The organism is Bradyrhizobium sp. USDA 4449 (genome assembly GCF_054056275.1).
In genome coordinates this window covers 7,403,255-7,423,142 of sequence record NZ_JBSRYD010000001.1, presented here as the reverse complement: position 1 = coordinate 7,423,142, position 19,888 = coordinate 7,403,255, and the positions used below count along the sequence as shown (strand labels likewise).

The 19,888-nt window shown below is 62.3% G+C and carries 20 protein-coding genes; 17 read left to right on the top strand and 3 right to left on the bottom strand.

Translation table 11 applies throughout. The annotated features are described in order from the left end of the window. Positions 1-26 precede the first annotated feature (26 nt). From fmdA to ACVIIW_RS35025, 3 genes are all read left to right on the top strand, one after another. Positions 27-1,256, top strand: coding sequence for a formamidase (gene fmdA / locus ACVIIW_RS35035; RefSeq protein WP_092239706.1), 1,230 nt, complete (start codon positions 27-29; stop codon positions 1,254-1,256). A gap of 67 nt (positions 1,257-1,323) precedes the next feature. After that, positions 1,324-1,674 (top strand): FmdB family zinc ribbon protein, encoded by a 351-nt coding sequence (locus tag ACVIIW_RS35030; RefSeq protein ID WP_456704877.1) that lies wholly within the window; start codon positions 1,324-1,326, stop codon positions 1,672-1,674. Positions 1,675-1,726: 52 nt separating this feature from the next. Then, entirely contained in the window at positions 1,727-2,767 is a 1,041-nt protein-coding gene (locus tag ACVIIW_RS35025; RefSeq protein WP_456704876.1) for an aliphatic amidase, read from the top strand. A 90-nt stretch (positions 2,768-2,857) separates the two neighbouring features. Here ACVIIW_RS35025 and ACVIIW_RS35020 read toward each other — a convergent pair whose 3' ends face one another. Next, positions 2,858-3,838 carry a LysR family transcriptional regulator gene (locus ACVIIW_RS35020; protein ID WP_456704875.1) on the bottom strand — a complete coding sequence of 327 codons (981 nt, stop codon included), beginning with the start codon at positions 3,836-3,838 and terminating at the stop codon, positions 2,858-2,860. Between the two features lie 102 nt (positions 3,839-3,940). Between ACVIIW_RS35020 and ACVIIW_RS35015 the strand changes: the two genes are divergently transcribed. The 14 genes from ACVIIW_RS35015 (at position 3,941) to ACVIIW_RS34950 (ending at position 17,185) form a co-directional block, all read left to right on the top strand. Then, positions 3,941-4,885 carry a ketopantoate reductase family protein gene (locus tag ACVIIW_RS35015; RefSeq protein WP_456704874.1) on the top strand — a complete coding sequence of 315 codons (945 nt, stop codon included), beginning with the start codon at positions 3,941-3,943 and terminating at the stop codon, positions 4,883-4,885. Positions 4,886-4,889: 4 nt separating this feature from the next. After that, positions 4,890-5,276 (top strand): VOC family protein, encoded by a 387-nt coding sequence (locus ACVIIW_RS35010; protein ID WP_456704873.1) that lies wholly within the window; start codon positions 4,890-4,892, stop codon positions 5,274-5,276. Between the two features lie 12 nt (positions 5,277-5,288). Continuing rightward, the gene (locus ACVIIW_RS35005; protein WP_456704872.1) at positions 5,289-5,759 is read left to right on the top strand and encodes a MaoC family dehydratase; all 471 of its coding nucleotides are present in this window, start codon (positions 5,289-5,291) and stop codon (positions 5,757-5,759) included. Continuing rightward, on the top strand, positions 5,756-6,982 hold the full coding sequence (locus ACVIIW_RS35000; RefSeq protein WP_456704871.1) for a CaiB/BaiF CoA transferase family protein: 1,227 nt from the start codon (positions 5,756-5,758) through the stop codon (positions 6,980-6,982). Before ACVIIW_RS35005 ends, ACVIIW_RS35000 begins: the two co-directional genes overlap by 4 nt. A gap of 3 nt (positions 6,983-6,985) precedes the next feature. Then, positions 6,986-7,813, top strand: a complete 828-nt coding sequence (gene aroE, locus ACVIIW_RS34995; protein WP_456704870.1) for a shikimate dehydrogenase — start codon at positions 6,986-6,988, stop codon at positions 7,811-7,813. Positions 7,814-7,828: 15 nt separating this feature from the next. Next, on the top strand, positions 7,829-8,683 hold the full coding sequence (locus ACVIIW_RS34990) for a shikimate dehydrogenase (protein WP_456704869.1): 855 nt from the start codon (positions 7,829-7,831) through the stop codon (positions 8,681-8,683). A gap of 51 nt (positions 8,684-8,734) precedes the next feature. Beyond that, complete coding sequence (locus ACVIIW_RS34985; protein ID WP_456704868.1) at positions 8,735-9,403, top strand: amino acid ABC transporter permease; 669 nt, start codon at positions 8,735-8,737, stop codon at positions 9,401-9,403. A 10-nt stretch (positions 9,404-9,413) separates the two neighbouring features. Beyond that, on the top strand, positions 9,414-10,070 hold the full coding sequence (locus ACVIIW_RS34980) for an amino acid ABC transporter permease (protein ID WP_456704867.1): 657 nt from the start codon (positions 9,414-9,416) through the stop codon (positions 10,068-10,070). Between the two features lie 51 nt (positions 10,071-10,121). Beyond that, positions 10,122-10,949, top strand: a complete 828-nt coding sequence (locus tag ACVIIW_RS34975) for a transporter substrate-binding domain-containing protein (RefSeq protein WP_456704866.1) — start codon at positions 10,122-10,124, stop codon at positions 10,947-10,949. Positions 10,950-11,011: 62 nt separating this feature from the next. Further along, on the top strand, positions 11,012-11,758 hold the full coding sequence (locus ACVIIW_RS34970) for an amino acid ABC transporter ATP-binding protein (RefSeq protein WP_456704865.1): 747 nt from the start codon (positions 11,012-11,014) through the stop codon (positions 11,756-11,758). Between the two features lie 13 nt (positions 11,759-11,771). Beyond that, the gene (gene aroQ, locus ACVIIW_RS34965; RefSeq protein WP_092239695.1) at positions 11,772-12,221 is read left to right on the top strand and encodes a type II 3-dehydroquinate dehydratase; all 450 of its coding nucleotides are present in this window, start codon (positions 11,772-11,774) and stop codon (positions 12,219-12,221) included. Between the two features lie 887 nt (positions 12,222-13,108). Continuing rightward, the gene (locus tag ACVIIW_RS34960; protein WP_456703925.1) at positions 13,109-14,662 is read left to right on the top strand and encodes a porin; all 1,554 of its coding nucleotides are present in this window, start codon (positions 13,109-13,111) and stop codon (positions 14,660-14,662) included. Between the two features lie 277 nt (positions 14,663-14,939). Then, positions 14,940-15,995, top strand: coding sequence for a sugar phosphate isomerase/epimerase family protein (locus ACVIIW_RS34955; protein ID WP_456704864.1), 1,056 nt, complete (start codon positions 14,940-14,942; stop codon positions 15,993-15,995). Between the two features lie 14 nt (positions 15,996-16,009). Then, positions 16,010-17,185 carry a Gfo/Idh/MocA family protein gene (locus ACVIIW_RS34950; protein ID WP_456704863.1) on the top strand — a complete coding sequence of 392 codons (1,176 nt, stop codon included), beginning with the start codon at positions 16,010-16,012 and terminating at the stop codon, positions 17,183-17,185. 59 nt (positions 17,186-17,244) lie between these two features. Here the strand turns inward: ACVIIW_RS34950 and ACVIIW_RS34945 are convergent, their stop codons facing one another. After that, positions 17,245-18,609 (bottom strand): FGGY-family carbohydrate kinase, encoded by a 1,365-nt coding sequence (locus ACVIIW_RS34945; protein ID WP_456704862.1) that lies wholly within the window; start codon positions 18,607-18,609, stop codon positions 17,245-17,247. Positions 18,610-18,728: 119 nt separating this feature from the next. Then, positions 18,729-19,844: an autoinducer 2 ABC transporter substrate-binding protein gene (locus tag ACVIIW_RS34940; RefSeq protein WP_456704861.1), complete on the bottom strand. Its 1,116-nt coding sequence runs from the start codon at positions 19,842-19,844 to the stop codon at positions 18,729-18,731. Positions 19,845-19,888: the final 44 nt, after the last annotated feature.

Sequence of the window (19,888 nt, the reverse complement as noted above, 5' to 3'; positions counted from 1 at the left end):
CCAGTAGAACCAAGGGGAACATCTCGATGCCAGAGACACTGATCAAGGTCGATCTCACCAAATCGGCCTATGAAAACGACAAGATCCACAACCGCTGGCATCCGGAGGTTCCGATCGTCGAGTGGGTCAGCCCGGGCGACGATTTCATCATCGAAACCGTCGACTGGACCGGCGGCTTCATCAAGAACAACGACTCGGCCGACGACGTTCGCGATATCGACCTGTCGATCGTGCACTTCCTGTCCGGTCCGATCGGCGTCAAGGGGGCTGAGCCCGGCGACCTTCTCGTCGTCGATCTGCTCGACGTTGGTCCGCTGAAGGAGAGCCTGTGGGGCTTCAACGGCTTCTTCTCCAAACAGAATGGTGGGGGCTTCCTGACCGATCACTTCCCGTTGGCGCAGAAGTCGATCTGGGACATCAAGGGTCTCTACACCTCGTCACGTCATGTGCCCGGCGTGAATTTCGCCGGTCTGATCCATCCTGGCCTGATTGGCTGTCTGCCCGACGCCAAGATGCTCGCGGCCTGGAACGCGCGAGAAGCCGAGCTGATCGCGACCAACCCGACCCGTGTGCCGGGCCTTGCCAACCCGCCGTTCGCGCCGACCGCGCATGCCGGCCAGGCCAAGGGTGACGTCAAGGCCAAGATCGGTCTCGAGGGCGCCCGTACCGTGCCGCCGCGTGAGCATGGCGGCAATTGCGACATCAAGGATTTGTCGCGCGGCTCGAAGATCTACTTCCCGGTCTACGTTCCCGGCGGCGGCCTCTCGATGGGAGATCTGCATTTCAGCCAGGGCGACGGCGAGATCACCTTCTGCGGCGCGATCGAGATGGCCGGATGGCTGCACATCAAGGTCGACATCATCAAGGACGGCGTCGCGAAATACGGCATCAAGAATCCCGTGTTCAAGCCGTCGCCGATCACGCCGAACTACAAGGACTATCTGATCTTCGAAGGCATCTCGGTCGACGAGGCTGGCAAGCAGCATTACCTCGACGTTCACATCGCTTATCGCCAGGCTTGCCTGAACGCGATCGAGTATCTGAAGAAATTCGGCTACTCCGGCGCGCAGGCCTATTCGATCCTCGGCACGGCGCCGTGCCAGGGTCACATCTCGGGCGTGGTCGACGTGCCCAACGCCTGCGCCACGCTATGGCTGCCGACCGAGATATTCGACTTCGACGTGATGCCGTCCTCCGCCGGGCCGGTGAAGCACATCACGGGCGATGTGCAGATGCCGATCTCACCTGACAAGTAGCCCCCATGCGAAACGGATGCGGGGCGATGCGTCCCGCGTCAGACGTGCTACAGCGAAGAGAGCGACCATGCCCGTCTATGAATATCTCTGCAATGATTGCGGCCCGTTCACCGATATGCGTCCGATGGCCGAATGCGACGCGCCGCAGGATTGTCCGCGCTGCGAGATGGAATCGCCGCGCGTGATCCTCACCGCGCCGGCGTTCTTCTGCATGCCCGGTGACAAGCGCAAGGCGCACGCCACCAACGAGCGCAGCAAGCACGCGCCGAAGACGCTCGACCAGTACAAGGCCACCCATGGTCCGGGCTGCGGCTGCTGCGGGACCGGCAGCAAGAAGAAACCGGGACGGCTCGTGACGAAGAGCAAGAGCGGCGCTGTCGGCTTCCCGACCGCGCGGCCCTGGATGATCAGCCACTGACGCGGACCGCAACGGATCAGAAGCTCGAACCAGAACCGAAGGGCGTTTTCAAATGCTTCATGGTGACATTTCTTCCAGCAATGACGTGGTCGGCGTTGCCGTCGTCAACTACAAAATGCCGCGGCTGCATACCAAGGCCGAGGTGCTCGACAACGCCCGCAAGATTGCCGACATGGTCGTGGGCATGAAGCTCGGTCTGCCCGGCATGGATCTCGTGATCTTTCCGGAATACTCGACCCACGGCATCATGTACGACGCCAAGGAGATGTACGAGACCGCCTCGCAGGTGCCGGGCGAAGAGACTGCGATCTTTGCCGAAGCTTGCCGCAAGGCGAAGGTATGGGGCGTGTTCTCCTTGACCGGCGAGCGCCATGAGGAGCATCCGCACAAGGCGCCCTACAACACGCTGATCCTGATGAACGACAACGGCGAGATCGTGCAGAAGTATCGCAAGATCATGCCGTGGGTGCCGATCGAGGGCTGGTATCCGGGCAAATGCACTTATGTCTCGGAAGGCCCGAAGGGGCTGAAGATCAGTCTGATCATCTGCGACGACGGCAATTATCCGGAGATCTGGCGCGACTGCGCGATGAAGGGCGCAGAGCTGATCGTGCGTTGCCAAGGCTATATGTATCCGGCCAAGGAGCAGCAGGTGATGATCTCGAAGGCGATGGCCTGGGCCAACAATGTTTATGTCGCGGTGGCCAACGCCGCGGGCTTCGATGGCGTCTACTCCTATTTCGGTCACTCAGCGATCGTCGGCTTCGATGGCCGGACGCTTGGTGAGACCGGCGAGGAGGAGTATGGCATCCAGTACGCCGGCCTGTCGAAGAGCCTTATCCGCGATGCCCGCCGCAACAACCAGTCGCAGAACCATCTCTTCAAGCTGCTGCATCGTGGCTACACCGGAACGATCAATTCGGGCGAAAGCGCGAAGGGCCTCGCAGCCTGTCCTTATGACTTCTATTCGAAGTGGATCGCCGACCCCGAAGGCACCCGGGATATGGTCGAGGCAATGACCCGCCCGACCGTAGGAACCGCTGAATGCCCGATCGAAGGCATTCCCAACGAGAAGAACGCCACGAACTACTAGTTCATTGCGCGGCAAGTGCCGGTTGATCTGATGCGACGGCGGTAGCAGCAGCAGTTGGCTGCTTAGCTTCCGCCCTCATCAAGCGCTCCACTACGGCTGCAAATCGCGTGGCTTTCGTTTCTTCGGCCGACCTGAACGATGCAGACCCCGCACGTCCTGCTGCTGGAAAAGCTCCCCGCACACGCCACGCAGCCATTGGCTTGCCGGGTCGTGATGGAAGCGGGCGTGCCAATATTGCTTCACCGTAAACCCGGCGATCGGCAGCGGGCAGTCGAACACGCGCAGTCCGTAATAATGAGCCAACGTTTCACCGATGTGCCTTGGAAGGGTGGCGATCAGATCAGTCGTCCCGACGATTGTGGGAAGCCCCAAAAAACCGGGGAGCTCGAGCACAACGTCAAGGACCATCCGCTGCTCCTTTAGTGCGTCCGCCAGCAACTGATGTCCAGTGCCGGAGTGTATGAGGACGTGCGCCTCGCGCCTGAAGTCCTTTGCGGTGATGCGGTCCCGGATCCGGGCATGTCTCGCATTCGCCAGACAGACCCAATCCTGCGGAAAGAGTGCCTGCTGGAAGTGTCCCGCGTCGAGATCCGAGATGTAGCCGAGCGCCAGATCGGCTTCGCCGGATTGTAGCATCCGTGGGGTGTCCGCGCCGATCTGTGCCGCCTCGATGCGGATGCCCGGCGCGACGCTGCGAACGTGAGCGAGGATGGCCGGAAGCAGCGTGACGTGGCTTCCATCCGTCATGCAGATGGTAAAACGGCGCTTTGCGATCGCCGGATCAAAGTCGATGCGAAGCTCCGCCAGGCGACGCAGCATTTCCAGCGCCTGTCTGGCCGTGCCGATGAGAGCCTCGGCGCGCGGCGTCGGCAGCATCCCCTCCGCCGACCGGATGAAGAGCGGATCGTCCAATTCCTTTCGCAAGCGCGCCAGCCAGATCGAAATGGTCGGCTGACTTTGACCGAGCTTCTCGGCTGCCTTGGTGACGCTGCCCGTGGTGAACAATGCGTCGAACAGCCTGAGCAGGCGCGGGTCCAGCAGATTGGTCTCGGCGTGATCCTGAAGCTTCATTGCAAATCACAATAACGATTATAAGGATCATAGTATATCCAAATATAGGTCAGCCTGCTACCTCGCTTCCAACGCCAGGCAAGGCGCGGGAGAAGCGTTCAGATGAGGATCTGCTTTATCGGAGCGGGGGCCTTGGGCTCCACCATCGGCGGCACGCTGGCACGTGGCGGGGCCGAGGTCTGGCTCATCGATCCGTTCCAGGCGCATATCGACGCGATCAATGCCGGTGGCCTCAGGTTGCTCGAAGGTGGCATCGAGACCGTCGTGAAGGTTACTGCGTGCACCTCCGCGACCCAGGTGGGGGTCGAGGCGGACCTCGTCATCGTACTGGTCAAATCCTACCACACGCGAGATGCCATTCGCGCAGCTGCGCCGATCATTGGGCCGCAGACTGTCGTGATGTCGCTTCAAAACGGGCTTGGTCACGAGGACATTCTGTCGGAGGAAGTCGGTCCCGACCGTGTCATGGCAGGCAAGACCTATGTTGGCGGCGTGTTGCTCGGCCCTGGTCATGTTCGCTCGGGCGTGATCGGCAAGGAAACCATCATCGGCGAGCTCGATGGTCGTTTGACGGAACGCGCACGACGAATCTCCGAAACGTTCAATCGTGCCGGCATTCTCACGCTGCTCAGCGACAACATCTTGGGCACGATGTGGGACAAGTTGTTCATCAACGTCGCCGGAGGAGGAATCACCGCCGTTACCGGGCTGACCTATGGCGGCCTCTATTCGTTGCCGATCCTGGAAGATTGCGCACTGGCCGCAATCTCGGAGGGGATCGCGGTGGCGCAGGCGGCCGGCGTGAAGATCTCGATTGCGGATCCGCGGCAGGCCTGGACGATGGCGTCTGCCGGACTTCCGCCCGAGTTCAAGACGTCGATGTTGCAGAGCTTGCAGTCCGGCAACCTGACTGAGATCGATTACATTCACGGCTCGGTCGTGCGTTGGGGTGCCAAGCTCAACGTACCGACCCCCGTCAATTCTACCCTCGTCGCATTGGTCAAAGGGCTCGAATACGCCCGCAGCGACTATCCGGGAAAGGCCTGAGACGATGTCGTTGCCCCGTGCCTACGTCGAACACGTCGCGATCCGGGTGCCTGACGTTGATCGTCACGTCGCCTTCTTTCGCGAGGTGCTTGGTCTCGCTATTCGCGATGAGCAACCGGCTGATGGTGCGCGCCCGCGTCAGGTCTGGGTGCTCGGAAGCGTGCAACTGATCGACAATCCGCTCTTCGTCGGACCGGAGGGGCGTCTCGCCCATCTCGGCATCATGGTCGACGATTACGAAGGTGTGCTCGCCCGCGCCGCCGCGTGGGGTGCCAAAGCACTGCCCGCCGGACCGAACTGGCTCGAACTGCCGGGCGGGCTGAACGTCGAAATCTTGCAAGCCAGTGCGGGCGCGGTGGAAGCGGCGCTGGCGATCAATCCACGGGCATGAGGAAGAAGCGATATGACCGACGAACGCTACTGGGACGATGCCAAGGTCGGTGACGAATGCGTCACCCCCGCAGTGACGGTGACCGAAGCGATGGTGAATGCGTATGCCGAACTGACGGGTGATTTCACGCCTGTTCATGTCGACGAGGAGTACGCCAAGACCACGCCATTCGGCACGCGCGTCGCGCACGGGCTGTTTGGTCTGTCGCTCGCCGATGGTTTGAAGACCCGCGCCGACTATCGCTTCCTCCCGGGAATGTCATTGGGTTGGACCTGGGATTTCAAGCTGCCGATCAAGCTCGGCGACACCGTGCACGTGAAGTTCCGCGTCGGCTCGATGCGCGCAACAAAGCGGGAAGGGTGGGGCATCGTGGTGCTGCCATCGGAGCTGATCAATCAGCGCGGCGAAGTGGTGCAACTTGGCGAACACAGGTTGATGATTCCGATGCGCCCGAAGACCGAAGCCGCAGGAGCACAGGCATGACCGCGCAAGATCTGCCGCTCAAAGGCATTCGCGTCATCGACTACAGCCATTTCCTGGCAGGTCCGTTCATGGGCCGTTGCCTCGCTGCGATGGGCGCTGAGGTCATCAAGGTGGAGCGTCCGAAGGAAGGCGATGCGGGCCGCGCTCACGGGTATTTCAAGGACGGACAATCCGGCTACTTCCTGCAGCAGAACATGGGGAAGCAGGGATTGTGCATCGATCTGCGCGATTCGCGCGGTCTCGACATGATGATGAAGCTCGTCGACACGGCCGACGTCTTCATCGAGAACTACCGCCCCGGCGCACTCGAGCGCCTCGGGCTCGGTTACAAGGCGTTGTCGGCGCGCAATCCCAGACTGATCTACTGCTCGGTCTCGGCTTATGGCCACACCGGTCCCTATGCCGATCGTCCGGGCTTCGGCCTGATCGCAGAGGCGATGTCGGGTGCCTTGGCACAACTCGGCACCCCCGGCGAAGCGCCCCCGCTGCTTCGCATGCCGTTGGCGGACATGTACACCGGCATTCACGGTGTGGCCGCCGTCAATGCCGCGCTGGTCGGCCGCGCGTCGTCCGGGCGCGGCCAGCACATCGATCTCGCGCTATACGACTGCATGGTCTCGATGCACGATTATGCGGTGCAGCGTTACTTCTTCTCTGGCGGGACGGACCTGCCGAAGCAGACCGGAAGCGGACAGCCGGACTCGACCGTCTATGGCGTCTTTCCGGCAAAGGACGGCAATCTCGTCGTCGCCGCGCAAGTCGATGATGCGTGGAGACGATTGGCGAGCCTGATCGGGGGAGACAATCTGGCCTCCGACCAACGCTTCACCACCCCTGCCGCGCGCAACGCCCACTACGCTGAAGCGATGGAGATTGTGCGCAACTGGACGCTGTCGCAGCCCTCCCGGGACGCCTGTCTTGCGGCACTTGAGGAAGCAGGTGTGCCGTCTGCTCCCGTGCAGACCATCGAAGAGGTGGTGAAGGATCCGCAGATCCACGCGCGTGGCATGCTGGTCGAGCAGGAGCATCCTGTGCTCGGCAAGGTGACGCTGCCGAACCTGCCCTTCCGCTTCTCCGATTGCGACACCACCGTGCGGACCCCAGCGCCGCTGCTCGGCCAGGACAATCGCCGCATTGCCGCCTCGCTGGGAGTGGCGGCCGAAACCATCGAGGCGATGGTGCGCGACGGCGTCCTCTTCAACGAAGTCGCAGTGCAGGAGTGAGCGATGAGCGACCGTTATGCGGTGATCGGCAATCCGATCGGCTTCAGCAAATCACCTCTCATCCATGGCACTTTCGCCAGAATGACGGGACAGGACCTTGTCTATGAGGCGATCGAGGGGCCCCTCAACGGCTTCAGCGAGCGGGTTGATCAATTCCGGGCAGAGGGGGCCAAGGGGCTGAACATCACCGCTCCGTTCAAGCTCGATGCCTTCGCCTACGCAAACGAGCTATCCGAGAGCGCCGACCGAGCTGGCGCCGTAAACTGCCTGAAGTTCGTCGGCGATCGGATCATTGGCGAGAATTTCGTCGGTGTCGGCCTGGTGCGTGACATCACGGTCAATCTCGGCGTAAGAATGGCCGGACGCCGCGTCCTGATTCTCGGTGCCGGCGGCGCGGCGCGTGGCGCGCTGCTGCCGTTCCTGCGCCAGGAGCCGTCCGAGTTGGTGCTCGTCAATCGTACCTTATCAAAGGCTGTGGCTTTGGCCGAAGAGTTTGCCGGTTATGGTCCCCTGATCGTCAGCGGTTATGCTGAACTGGCCGATCTTACCAAGGGGTATGACGTCGTGGTCAACGCGACGTCGGCCAGCCTGCGCGGTGAGATGCCGCCACTTCCGGGCAATGTCTTCCGCGGTGCGGAGCTGGCCTACGAGCTTGCCTATGGCAAGGGATTGACTTCCTTTCTGCAAGCGGCCCATGTCGGAGGCGTAGCCAAGCTGGCCGATGGCGTCGGAATGCTGGTGGAGCAGGCGGCGGAAGCTTTTGCCTGGTGGCGGGGGGTTCGACCCGGCACGGCTCAGGTCATCGCCGAGTTGACTGTCCCTTTGAGCTGACGAGCGATCCCGAACATGCCTCCCAAATCCAGCTTTCTCGTTGGTCTGATCGGCAGCGGCATTGCTGCGTCCCGCACGCCGCCCATGCACGAAGCCGCCGCTGACGCCGCCGGCATCCGCTATCTCTACAAGAAGATCGATCTGTCCGAGTTGAAGCTCGGCGTGAAGACCTTGCCGGAATTGCTCAGGGCCGCAAAGCGGATGGGCTTTGACGGGTTGAACGTGACCCATCCGTGCAAGCAGGCGATCCTTCCACTCCTGGACGAGCTCTCGCCCGACGCAAAGGCGCTTGGTGCCGTGAACACCGTGGTCATCAGGAACGGTCGAATGACTGGCCACAACACCGACTGGTTCGGCTTCGCCGAGAACTTTCGTCGCAACATGCTAGGTGCGTCGCTTCGTCGCGTCGTTCAGTTCGGTGCGGGGGGCGCAGGCTCGGCGGTCGCTTTCGCGCTCATGAAGCTCGGCGTGCAGGAACTGACCATCATAGACATCGACCCGGTCAAGGCGCAGAGCGTGGTCGACGGATTGTCCCCCCGATTTGAAGAAGGGCGCTTAAAGGTTGGCCAGGATGTCGAGGCGGCTGTGGCTGCTGCAGACGGAATCGTCAACGCGACGCCGATCGGCATGGACAAATATCCAGGGACGCCGCTGCCGACGGCCCTGCTGCGTCCCGATCTGTGGGTCGCTGAGATCGTCTACTTCCCGCTGGAAACCGCGCTGCTGCGCGCGGCCCGCACCCTCGGCTGCCGCACGCTCGATGGCGCCGGCATGGCGATCTACCAGGGCACCGAAGCATTCCGCCTGTTCACGGACATCGCACCTGATCCAGACGTCTTCTTCGCGACGTTCGCATCACTGGGAGGATGACGTCAGGCCGATGGGCGAGCGGCACGAACAACGCCCGAGAGGAAACGCAAGATGGGCTACACGCTCGATTTCTCGGTGGTTTGGCATGCGATGCCCGCGCTGCTGTGGGGCTGTGCGGGTACGTTGGGCCTGGCACTTGCCGGCATGACGCTCGCGATGATGATCGGTGTCGCGGGCGTCGCGGCGCGCGATTCGAAAGCGGCCTGGCTACGTGCCCTCGTGATCGGCTTCGTCGAGATGGTGCGCAATACGCCTTTCCTGGTGCAGATATTCTTTCTGTTCTTCGCCTTGCCGCTCATCGGGTTGAAGCTCAATCCAACCGCTACTGCCATTATCGCACTCGGCGTCAATGGCGGCGCGTACGCCATCGAGATCATCCGCGGCGGGGTGCAATCCATTCACAAGGGGCAAATAGAGGCCGGCTACGCGCTCGGACTGCACAAAGGGCAAGTGTTCCGTTTCATCGTGCTCAAGCCCGCGCTTCGTGCGATCTACCCCTCGCTCACAGGGCAATTCATCATGCTGACGCTGACCTCATCGATCTGTTCGGCGGTATCGGCCTACGAATTGACGTCGGTTGCGCAGCGCATCGAAAGCGACACGTTCCGCAGCTTCGAAGTCTATTTTTCCGTCACCTTCCTCTATCTCGCGATCTCGTGGCTACTGATGCTGGGCTTTGCGGCCATCTCCCACCGCTTCTTCTCCTATCCGACACGCTGACGGGGAGATCATGGCACCGCATTTTGGTCTTCCCGAGTTTGGCTTCCTGTTGCGTGGGCTGCAATGGACAGTGCTGCTGACGCTCGTCGCTTTCGCAGGTGGCTGCACCGCCGGCCTTGCCGTCGCGCTTTTGCGCACTTGTGGTCATAAGTGGGTCGAATGGACCGTCCGCGTCTACATCGGGATATTCCAGGGCACGCCGCTGCTGCTGCAGCTCTTCGTCGTGTACTACGGATTGGCGTTGACCGGGCTGAAGCTCGACGCGTTCGTCGCGGTGGCGATCGGGTTCACCGTGAACGCCTCCGCCTTCCTTGGCGAGATCTGGCGCGGAGCGATCCAGGCGGTGCCGCGCGGGCAGACCGAGGCGGCGATGGCGCTTGGGCTGCACTATTCGTCCCGCATGCGCGACATCGTGCTGCCGCAGGCGATCCGCATCTCGCTGCCGGCAACCATCGGCTATCTCGTGCAATTGATCAAGGGTACCTCGCTCGCCGCCATCGTCGGCTTCATCGAGCTCGCCCGCGCCGGTCAAATCGTTTCGAACCAGACTTTCCAGCCGTTGCTCGTCTTCGGCGTGGTCGGCGCAATGTATTTCGTCCTCTGCTGGCCACTCTCGTGGTGGGGCAGCCGGATGGAGGCCAGGCTCGCCTTGGCCAGTCAAAGGTAGGAACGGCGCACCTGCCAATCATATAAAGCCATCACCAGGAGGAGAAAATTCATGTTGCTTTCACTCAATCGTCGCCGGCTCGGCATCGCGCTGCTGATGCTGATGGCCATCGGGGCCGCTGGCAAATCGCAGGCCGGCACGTTGGAAGACGTGAAGAAGAAGGGCGTCGTCGTTATCGGCATTCAGGGCGACAATCCTCCGTGGGGCTATGTCGATAGTTCGGGAAAGCAGGATGGCATCGATGCCGACATGGGCCGCGCCTTCGCTGAATATCTCGGCGTGAAGGCCGAGTTCGTCCCCCTGGCGGTAGCCAATCGCATTCCCTCGCTCACCACAGGCCGCGTAGACATTCTGTTCGCGACCATGGCCATGCTGCCCGAACGCGCAAAGGCGGTGCAGTATTCCAAGCCGTATGTTGCCAATGAGATCACGCTTGTCGCGGCCCAGGCCACCCCGATCAACAGCAATGCCGACATGGCCAAGTTCGTGATCGGCGTTCCGAGGTCCTCCACGCAGGACACCCAGGTCACCAACAATGCGCCAGCGGGCACCGAAATCCGCAGGTTCGATGATGACGCGGCCACGATCCAGGCGCTGCTGTCCGGTCAGGTCCAGGCCGTCGGCGCAAACAGCTTCTACCCGCAGCGTCTGAACGCCGCAAAGCCCGAGCTTGGGTTCGAGCCGAAGCTTCACTTCACGGCTCTGTACAACGGCGCCTGTACCCGCCTGGGTGACAAGGAGTGGAACGAGACGGTCAACAAGTTCATCGACCAGATCAAGACCAACGGCAAGTTGGCCAGCTTCTACGCCAAATGGATGAAGGCGCCCGTTCCGATCTTCCCGGACTCAGTCCCCGGCGTTCCGTTCACGGTTCAATAGTCAATGCGAGCGGCCGGCGCGCTGTGCGCGTCGGCCGTCGTTCGATGGTGGAGGCGGAATCCATGCAGGATCAGATCCTGATCGAAATGAAAGGCGTGCAGAAGTGGTATGGCGAGTACCAGGCGCTTCGCGATGTCGATCTCACGGTGCGGAAGGGCGAAAAGATCGTGCTCTGCGGTCCGTCCGGCTCGGGCAAATCGACTCTCATCCGCTGCATCAACCGCCTCGAGCCGATCCAGCAGGGCCGTATCGTGGTGAACGGGCATCGGTTGGCCGACAGCATCAAGGCTATTGATGTGGTTCGCCAGGACGTCGGCATGGTCTTTCAGAGCTTCAATCTTTTTCCGCATATGACGGTCTTGCAGAACTGCATGCTCGCGCCTATCCGCGCGCGCCGCATCAGCAAGTCCGAGGCGGAGGCGACCGCGCGAAGATACCTGGAGCGCGTCCGCATCGGTGATCAGGCCGAGAAGTATCCGGCTCAACTTTCGGGCGGGCAGCAACAGCGCGTTGCGATCGCGCGTGCGCTCTGCATGCAGCCGAAGGTGATGCTGTTTGATGAACCGACCTCGGCTCTCGACCCTGAGATGGTCAAGGAGGTGCTCGATACGATGATCGGCCTCGCCAACGACGGAATGACCATGATTTGCGTCACCCACGAGATGGGCTTTGCCCGCCAGGTTGCCGACCGGGTCATCTTCATGGCTGAAGGACAGATCATCGAAGAAGGCGCACCCGACGCCTTCTTCCGCAATCCGCAGCACGCCCGCACCAGGCAGTTCCTTGGCGAAATCCTCGCCCATCACTGAACGGAGTACTTCCATGAGCCGTCTTGTCTACGTCCTGAACGGGCCGAATCTCAACTTGCTCGGAAAGCGTCAGCCCCACATCTACGGTCACGAGACGCTTGCGGACGTGGAGCGGGATTGCCGGGCGCTAGCCAAGGAGCTCGGCCTTGAGATTCGCTTCCATCAATCCAACAGGGAATACGAGCTGATCGACTGGATTCATGAGGCGCGCGAGACGGCTGCCGGCATCGTGATGAACCCGGCAGCTTTCACCCATACGTCGGTCGCCATCCTGGATGCTCTCAACACGTTCGAGGGGGTCGTGATCGAGGTGCACATTTCCAACGTGCACAAACGCGAGGAATTCCGCCACCACTCGTTCATCTCCAAACGGGCTGACGGGGTTATCGCCGGCTTCGGCAATCAGGGTTATCTGCTCGGCTTGCGGCGCGTGGCCAAGCTGCTTGATGAGAAGAAGGAATAGCATCGTATGAGTGTACCGCCCGCCTGGCCGCGGCCGGCTCGGGCAGATTGTGGCGGTGCATGGCAGGGCCGATCCAAGCGCCTGCGCGCAAAAGTTGAAGAGATCAGACGATCGTCCTGCACTTCGCCTTGGACGCGCGGGGAACCGGCAATGTTTCCGATGCCATCCAGTCGCTTGGATCTCGGATTCACCGCGGGTGAGAACCCGGCCGGCCGGCGGTGAGTGGACGCGAGGGGCTGAAAACCTTCGGAGTGATCGACGCCGGACACGACCCCGCCGTCGCATTTAGGGGTCCCGATTGTTGCCCTTCCGCCACTGGCTGCGAGATCTTGCCCGGCGCGGAACCTGAACGACTGGCGATTCTGCAGCGATCGTCGCCCCGAAATCCTGTTTCTTCGTTCGATATTTGGATCGCCCGTTGCGATGCATCGCAGTGGTTCTTCAGGTCTGCTCGATTCGCTTTTCCACGCCGTGGAGGGGCCCCGCGCAACCCATCCAGGCCGCATGCACATCGGAGCGGTCGGTTTGCGCCTTGGGCTGTAACGAGGCTGTGAATGAATTTTTCCAACAGGGAATCAATAGGTTGCGATATTTTTCGCGCCTCGGTCGGTGCGTGATTTTTGTGCAACACATGATCAGATTCGGGATATTCGAGGCTGTTCGCGCCCGTTCGGTTGTTGCGTGTGCAATGGCCATCGATCATGGTGATCAGGCGACGGAGGGGGGCATCCCAAGGTCGTCCCGTTTAGGTCTTTCGCTTAAGTCCCTCGCGTTCATGCGGGTGTGTCCGAAGACGCGAAGGTGGCCAGGGCGGTGATTTAGAGGGGGTTGGGGAATTGGCCGTCCGGGTCAGTGACCTTCCCTGAAGAGCAACTTGGAGGTTTAACATGAACTTTAAGAGCCTTTTGCTCGGCTCAGTGGCGGGTCTGCTCGCCGTTGGCGGAGCCCAGGCAGCCGACCTTCCGTTGAAGGCAAAGGCCGTCGAATACGTGAAGATCTGCTCGCTGTACGGTGCGGGTTTCTACTACATCCCCGGCACCGACACCTGCATCAAGCTGGGTGGTTACGTCCGCGCGGACATGATCCTCGGCGGCGCTAACGACTACGGCTTCCGGTTTAGCCAGGGCACCTTCAACGGCGGCTCGAACAACCGTCTGACGAACTACTATTACAGCCGCGCTCGTATGGACCTCACGGTCGATACCCGCACCGCAACCGAGTACGGCGTGGTCCGCACCTTCGCCGACATGGTGTTCAGCGTTGACTCCGGAACGGTCTCCGCGAGCAACCCGTCAGCCGCTGCAGGTGGTGCCGCTGGTCTCGGCCTCTACCACGCCTTCATCCAGTTCGCTGGCTTCACCTTCGGTCGCACCGTCTCGATCTTCGATGCGCCGTGGACGGGCTATCCGGCTGGCGGTCCCGATACCATTCCGGGCGGCTCGAACTTCGTCACCGGTGTGAACCAGGCCACCTACACGGCTGACTTCGGCCAGGGCATCACCGCCGCAGTGTCGATCCAGGATCAGACGACGGGCAATGGCGGCGGTCAATCGAACCTGTGGAATGCGACCGGCTTTGCGGCCAGCAGTGCTGTGAACGGCGCAGGCGCCATTGTTACGACTTCGGCTGCTGCGAATGCTGCCGCTGCCCTCATCCAGGGCAACTACGGCACGTACGATTGGGGTGCGAACCGTTCTCCCGACATCGTCGGTCAGGTTCGTGTTGACCAGGCTTGGGGTCTGTTCCAGATCGCGGCTGTCGCGCACGATATCCACAGTGCGTACTACGGTGCGACTGAGGCCACCGACCACCCAGCCGACAAGTGGGGCTGGGCTGTGCAGGGCGCCTTGTCGATCAAGAACATCCCGACCGGTGCGGGTGACTCGATCAACATGCAGGCCGTCTACGCCGACGGTGCGGCTCACTACGTCTTCGGCAACATCTCGTGGCCGCAGAACTTCTCGATGTACAGCGGCACTGGCCTAGCTGGTGCTTACCAGAGCGTTGGTTTCGCTGGTATCACTGACGGCGTCTTCGGCGCCGGCACCGGCATCGAGACGACCAAGGCTTGGGGCTTCCGCGGTGGTTACACCCACAACTGGACCCCGAACTGGGCCAGCGCCATCTACGGTGGCTATGCTCATATGGGCTACGGCAACACGAGCAAGGGCCTGATCTGCGCGAACTTCGCCACGATCGCCGTCGCTGGTTCGACCTGCAACCCGGACTTCAACATCGGCGTGATCGGTGTCAACACCGTCTGGACCCCGGTCAAGAACCTGGCGTTCACGGCTGACCTGAGCTACACGATGCTCGACCAGAAGTACTCGGGCGCCATCAATGCCCCTGCTGTTGCCGCCTTCGCGAAGCCGGCTGCGACCTACGAGCTGAAGGATCAGAACTCGCTGACCATGATGCTCCGCGCTCAGCGCAACTTCTAAGATCAATCATCCGATTGATTGGAGAGCCCCGGCAGGAAACTGCCGGGGTTTTTCTTTGTTGGTGGTCTGTCATGGCCTCAGCGAAGATGCCACCTGTGGTGCATCCGGACTTCCATTCGATATCAAAGCAGGAGGGGGCGCCGGGAGGCGCGGGCCTTGTCTGATGTCGCTTATCCGAAGGGAATTGTGAGGCGGGACGAGGCCTTCCTATGTGATGATGATGTCCGATGACCTCTCCCGGAAGCCAGTAAGGGGCGGGGCATGAAGGGAGCATTCGATGAAGATGATCAAGGGACCGGCGATATTCCTCGCTCAGTTTGCCGGCGACGTGGCGCCGTTCAACTCCTTCGACGCGATCTGCGGATGGGCGGCCTCGCTCGGCTACGAGGGGGTTCAGATTCCGACTTGGGATCGACGGCTCTTCGACCTCACGCGGGCATCGGAGTCGCAGGACTACGCTGATGAGGTGAAGGGGATCGCGGCGCGCCATGGGTTGGCGATCACCGAGCTCTCGACCCATCTCCAGGGGCAGCTCGTCGCCGTTCACCCGGCCTATGACGCGGCATTCGACGGCTTTGCCGTGCCGGAAGTGCGTGGCGACGCCAAGGCCCGCACGGAGTGGGCCATCGATCAGGTCAAGCGCGCGATCCTGGCCTCCAGGCGGCTCGGACTCACCGCGCAGGCGACGTTCTCCGGTGCGCTTGCCTGGCCCTACGTCTATCCGTGGCCGCAGCGACCGGCCGGCCTCGTCGAAGCCGCCTTCGACGAGCTTGCCAGGCGTTGGCGGCCGATCCTCGACTATGCCGACGAGCACGGCGTCGATCTCGCCTATGAGATGCACCCCGGCGAGGACCTTCACGACGGCGTCTCCTACGAGATGTTCCTGGAGCGGGTCGAGAATCATGTGCGCGCGAATCTGCTCTACGACCCGTCACACTTCGTTCTGCAGCAGCTCGACTACCTCGACTACATCGACATCTACCACCAGCGCATCAGGGCCTTCCACGTCAAGGACGCCGAGTTCAACCCAACCGGTCGCCAGGGTGTCTATGGCGGGTTTCAGAGCTGGGTCGACCGTGCCGGCCGCTTCCGTTCTCTGGGCGATGGCCAAGTCGATTTCGGCGCCATCTTCTCGAAGCTCACGCAGAACGACTATGGCAGCTGGGCGGTGCTCGAGTGGGAGTGTGCGCTGAAGCATCCCGAACAGGGGGCGCGCGAGGGCGCCGACTTCATCAAGAGCCATATCATCCGCGTCACCGAGCAAGCCTTCGACGATTTCGCAGGCTCCGGCACCGACGACGCGGCGAACCGCAAGATGCTCGGCATCTCCTGAGCGAGGAGAAGAGAATGACCATCGAAGCAAGCAAGGAAGCCGGCGATCGCGGTCGTATCCGGCTTGGCATGGTCGGCGGCGGTCAGGGCGCCTTCATCGGTGCCGTCCACCGTATTGCCGCTCGCATCGACGACCGGTTCGAGCTGGTTGCCGGCGCGCTCGCGTCCGATCCGGTTCGAGCCAAGGCCTCAGCGAAGGAGCTCGGCATCGCTGATGATCGTGCCTATGGCTCATTCGAGGAGATGGCGAAGGCTGAAGCTGCGCGGGCGGACGGCATCGAGGCGGTCTCGATCGTAACCCCCAACCACATGCACAGTCCGGTCGCGAAGGCGTTCCTTGAAGCCGGAATCCACGTCATCTGCGACAAGCCACTGACGACGACGGTCGCCGAGGCCGAGGAGCTGGTGGCGTTGGTCAGGAAGACGGGCAGGGTCTTCGTGGTGACGCACAATTACACGGGCTATCCCATGGTTCGCCAGGCGCGCGCCATGATCGCGAATGGCGACCTCGGTGAAGTCAGGCTGGTCCGGGCCGAATATCTCCAGGATTGGCTGACCGAGCGACTGGAAGCAAGCAGCCACAAGCAGGCGGCGTGGCGGACGGACCCGGCCCGGTCCGGCGCCGGCGGCTGCATCGGAGACATCGGCACCCACGCCTATAATCTCGCCTGCTTCGTCACGGGGCTCGCGCTCGACGAACTGCTCGCGGAGCTGTCGACCTTTGTCGAGGGGCGGCGTCTCGATGACGATGTCCAGATCCTCCTGAAGTGGAAGGGCGGGGCGAAGGGAATGCTGTGGGCTAGTCAGGTCGCGGTCGGCAATGAGAACGGCCTCACGCTGCGCGTCTACGGCAGCAAAGCCGGGCTCGAATGGGCGCAGGAGCATCCGAACCAACTCTGGTTCACGCCGTACGGCCAGCCCAAGCAGCTTCTGACCCGCGGCGGCGCCGGCGCCATGGGTGAGGCGGCTCGTGTCACCCGCGTCCCTTCGGGCCACCCCGAGGGCTACCTCGAAGGTTTCGCAACAATCTACGCCGAGGCCGCGCGCGCCATCCACGCGGCAAGAGCGAACGTGAAGCCGGATCCTGAGGTGATTTTCCCGACCGTCGAGGATGGCCTGGCAGGTGTGAAGTTCATCGATGCTGCGGTGAAGTCCTCGGCAGGCAACGGCACCTGGATTCGGATGACCTAACTGGCGCGAAGTCCGTCGCGAGGCATTGGTGCGCAAGGTGGAGCAGAGCGCTTGGGCTGTCATAGCGCTCGTGAGGGGAGCGCTGCCGTCCAGCCCTCACGATAGGCATCGAGGCCTGCGATCGAGATCGTTTCGACGGGGGTCGGAGCCGTGATGGAATAGGATGGCGGCCAATGCGCAAGCATCGCGGCACCGCGCGCCGTGCCTGCGGCGTCGCGCGCAGCGAAGATGCGCTGCCGCGTCCGCAGCGCGCCCAGTGTCTGACAGAAGGGAAGATTGCCGGCGAAGGTTCCTTCGACGATGAGATCGCCGCTGCTGGCGCCCATGCGCGTCAGCATCAGGTCGGCGACCAGCGCGCAATAGAGCGTTGCGAGTGCCGCCCGATCGCGCGTTGCGACGTCGCCGCGAATGACGCCATTCGTCCTCGCATAGGGGCCGCCCTGCCCGGAGAAGCAGGGGAGGGCCATGGCGCCCGAGGCGATGACGCGCTCGATCGCGCCAAGGTCCGGATTGCCGGCGCTGCCCGCGATGGTGGCGTATTCGCGTCCGCCCATGAAGCGCCCGCAGGCGATCGGGCGGCCCAGCGCGTCGACGTTGGCGAGCGTGTCGTCGCGGGGATCGAGCTGATCGAGCGAAAGACCCACGCACATCAGGATCACCCAGGTGCCGGTCGACAACACGGTGAACGGCGCTTGACGCGAGACGAGGTAGGGCAGAAGTGAAGCGTTGGAATCGTGGATCCCGCAAAAGACCCGCGTTTCAGGCGCAAGCCCGGTCAGCGCGGCGATTTCAGGCCGAATCGGACCGAGCGGATCGAACGCGCGGCGCAGCGGCGGCAGCAAGTGATCGACGCCGAGAGCTTTGACGAGGCTGGAGACTTGTCCCCGTCGCGGAGCCCAGAGGTCGGTATGGGCGCCGAGCGAGGTGACTTCCGAGACCGCCACGCCGCTCAGGCGCCAGGTCCAGTATTGCGGATAGCCAACGAAAGACCTCGCCTCGGCAAAGAGGTCCGGACAGCGCCACTTCTGATAGGCGAGTTGCCGGCCGAGATTGAGGCCGGCCGGTACCTTCGGCGACAGGCTTTCCGAGAACGAGGGCCGCAGCCCGGCATAGTCCGGTTCGATGGCCTCCACGCCCGCGAATTCGTAGTCCATGACCGGCGCGGCGAGTTCGCTCTCGCCGATCAAGGCGCCGGCTGCGCCATGTGCGGTCGGAACGATCGCACCGATCTGATGCGTGCGTGCGGCCTCACGAAGGGCATCGAGGAAGAAGGTCCATGCGCTCTCGACATCTTCATGCGGATAGGGCGGTCCCGCCAGGACGCGGTTGGGCGCCGACTTTTCCCAGAGAAGCCGGCCATCGCTGAACAAGGCAAGCTTTACGTTTGTCTTGCCGATGTCGAGCACTGCAACCGTCTGGCTCATCGTCAGCTACATCTCAACAAGCAGCGTCATGCGCGTCATGGCCGGCTTGCCATGGCGATGACAATGAAGGGCCAAATTGTGCGCCCGGCCGCGTTCTGCGGCCGGGCGACGAGTCCGGGTCAGAAATCGAAATCCTTGATGTTCTGCTTTGTGAAGATGAAGGGCGAGCCGAGCAGGACTTCACTGCCATTGACCACGTTCAGCTTGCCGAGCTTGCCGGCCTCCACCGACGTCGCGCCGGGCTTGAGCTTGCCGTCGACGACGGCACGCATCACATAGGTCGCGGCATAGCCGAGATCGACCGGATTCCACAGCACGACCGACTTGACGCAGTCCGCGTTGACATACGGCTTCATCGCATTCGGCGTGGCGAGGCCGACCACGGCCACCTTGCCGCAGAGCTTGGCCTTGGTCACGGCTTCCGCCGAGGCGGGGGTCGCGACCGAAGTCATGCCGAACAGGCCGGCGAGCTTGTCGCCATACTTGTTGATCAGCGTCGTTGCCTGGTTGAGGGACAGGTTATTGTCCTCCTGCGCCTCGACCGTCTCGAGCCAGTTCAGCTTGGGATGGCATTTCTGCGCATAGGCCCACATTTCGGCGATCCAGCGCGCCTGGTTCGGCGTCGTGAAGGTCGAGGTGACGATCGCAAAGCTCTTGTCCTCGCCGGCCTCCTTGGCCATCGAGTCGATCATCGACTTGGCGATGCCGTTGAACTCGGCCTGGTTGACGAACCATTCGCGTGCATCGGGCGTCGAGTTGGCGTCGTAGCCTACGACATGGATGCCCTTTGACAGAGCCTTCTTCAGGACCGGTGCGATCGCCACCGGATCGTTGGCGGCGAAGAGGATGCCGTCGACGCCGCTGGTGATGTAATTGTCGATGAACTTGATCTGCTCGTCGATCTTGGCCTCGGTCGGGCCGTCGGTCTTGACCGTGACGTTGCCGAGTTCCTTGGCGGCCTCCTGCATGCCTTTCGACGTCGCGTTGAAATAACCGATGCCGATCAGCTTCGGCACGTCGACCAGCGTGATCGATTTCCCGGCCTTGTCGGGGGGGTTGGTTGCCTGGCCGCCGTCGTAGGGCTTGGCTGCGGGCGCGGCATTGGCCTCACCGGCCGAACAGGCAAGCGGATTGACCGGCAGGTCGTCCGCGCCGTCCCATCTCTTGTCCGCCGCAGAGGCCGTTCCGGCCAGCAGCGTCGCGCCGAGAAACACAAAGGCTAATCCGAGCTTCATCTTGTTGTCCTCCCATGTTTAAGCCGCTTTTTTCGCCGTCAGAC

Coding starts and splice junctions, on each gene's coding strand:
- ACVIIW_RS34940 (WP_456704861.1), bottom strand. CDS start 19,844: ATGAAGCTCGGATTAGCCTTTGTGTTTCTCGGCGCGACGCTGCTGGCC.
- ACVIIW_RS34970 (WP_456704865.1), top strand. CDS start 11,012: ATGCAGGATCAGATCCTGATCGAAATGAAAGGCGTGCAGAAGTGGTAT.
- ACVIIW_RS34960 (WP_456703925.1), top strand. CDS start 13,109: ATGAACTTTAAGAGCCTTTTGCTCGGCTCAGTGGCGGGTCTGCTCGCC.
- aroQ (WP_092239695.1), top strand. CDS start 11,772: ATGAGCCGTCTTGTCTACGTCCTGAACGGGCCGAATCTCAACTTGCTC.
- ACVIIW_RS35025 (WP_456704876.1), top strand. CDS start 1,727: ATGCTTCATGGTGACATTTCTTCCAGCAATGACGTGGTCGGCGTTGCC.
- ACVIIW_RS34980 (WP_456704867.1), top strand. CDS start 9,414: ATGGCACCGCATTTTGGTCTTCCCGAGTTTGGCTTCCTGTTGCGTGGG.
- ACVIIW_RS34985 (WP_456704868.1), top strand. CDS start 8,735: ATGGGCTACACGCTCGATTTCTCGGTGGTTTGGCATGCGATGCCCGCG.
- ACVIIW_RS34950 (WP_456704863.1), top strand. CDS start 16,010: ATGACCATCGAAGCAAGCAAGGAAGCCGGCGATCGCGGTCGTATCCGG.
- fmdA (WP_092239706.1), top strand. CDS start 27: ATGCCAGAGACACTGATCAAGGTCGATCTCACCAAATCGGCCTATGAA.
- ACVIIW_RS34990 (WP_456704869.1), top strand. CDS start 7,829: ATGCCTCCCAAATCCAGCTTTCTCGTTGGTCTGATCGGCAGCGGCATT.
- ACVIIW_RS34975 (WP_456704866.1), top strand. CDS start 10,122: ATGTTGCTTTCACTCAATCGTCGCCGGCTCGGCATCGCGCTGCTGATG.
- ACVIIW_RS35030 (WP_456704877.1), top strand. CDS start 1,324: ATGCCCGTCTATGAATATCTCTGCAATGATTGCGGCCCGTTCACCGAT.
- aroE (WP_456704870.1), top strand. CDS start 6,986: ATGAGCGACCGTTATGCGGTGATCGGCAATCCGATCGGCTTCAGCAAA.
- ACVIIW_RS35010 (WP_456704873.1), top strand. CDS start 4,890: ATGTCGTTGCCCCGTGCCTACGTCGAACACGTCGCGATCCGGGTGCCT.
- ACVIIW_RS35020 (WP_456704875.1), bottom strand. CDS start 3,838: ATGAAGCTTCAGGATCACGCCGAGACCAATCTGCTGGACCCGCGCCTG.
- ACVIIW_RS34955 (WP_456704864.1), top strand. CDS start 14,940: ATGAAGATGATCAAGGGACCGGCGATATTCCTCGCTCAGTTTGCCGGC.
- ACVIIW_RS35000 (WP_456704871.1), top strand. CDS start 5,756: ATGACCGCGCAAGATCTGCCGCTCAAAGGCATTCGCGTCATCGACTAC.
- ACVIIW_RS35015 (WP_456704874.1), top strand. CDS start 3,941: ATGAGGATCTGCTTTATCGGAGCGGGGGCCTTGGGCTCCACCATCGGC.
- ACVIIW_RS34945 (WP_456704862.1), bottom strand. CDS start 18,609: ATGAGCCAGACGGTTGCAGTGCTCGACATCGGCAAGACAAACGTAAAG.
- ACVIIW_RS35005 (WP_456704872.1), top strand. CDS start 5,289: ATGACCGACGAACGCTACTGGGACGATGCCAAGGTCGGTGACGAATGC.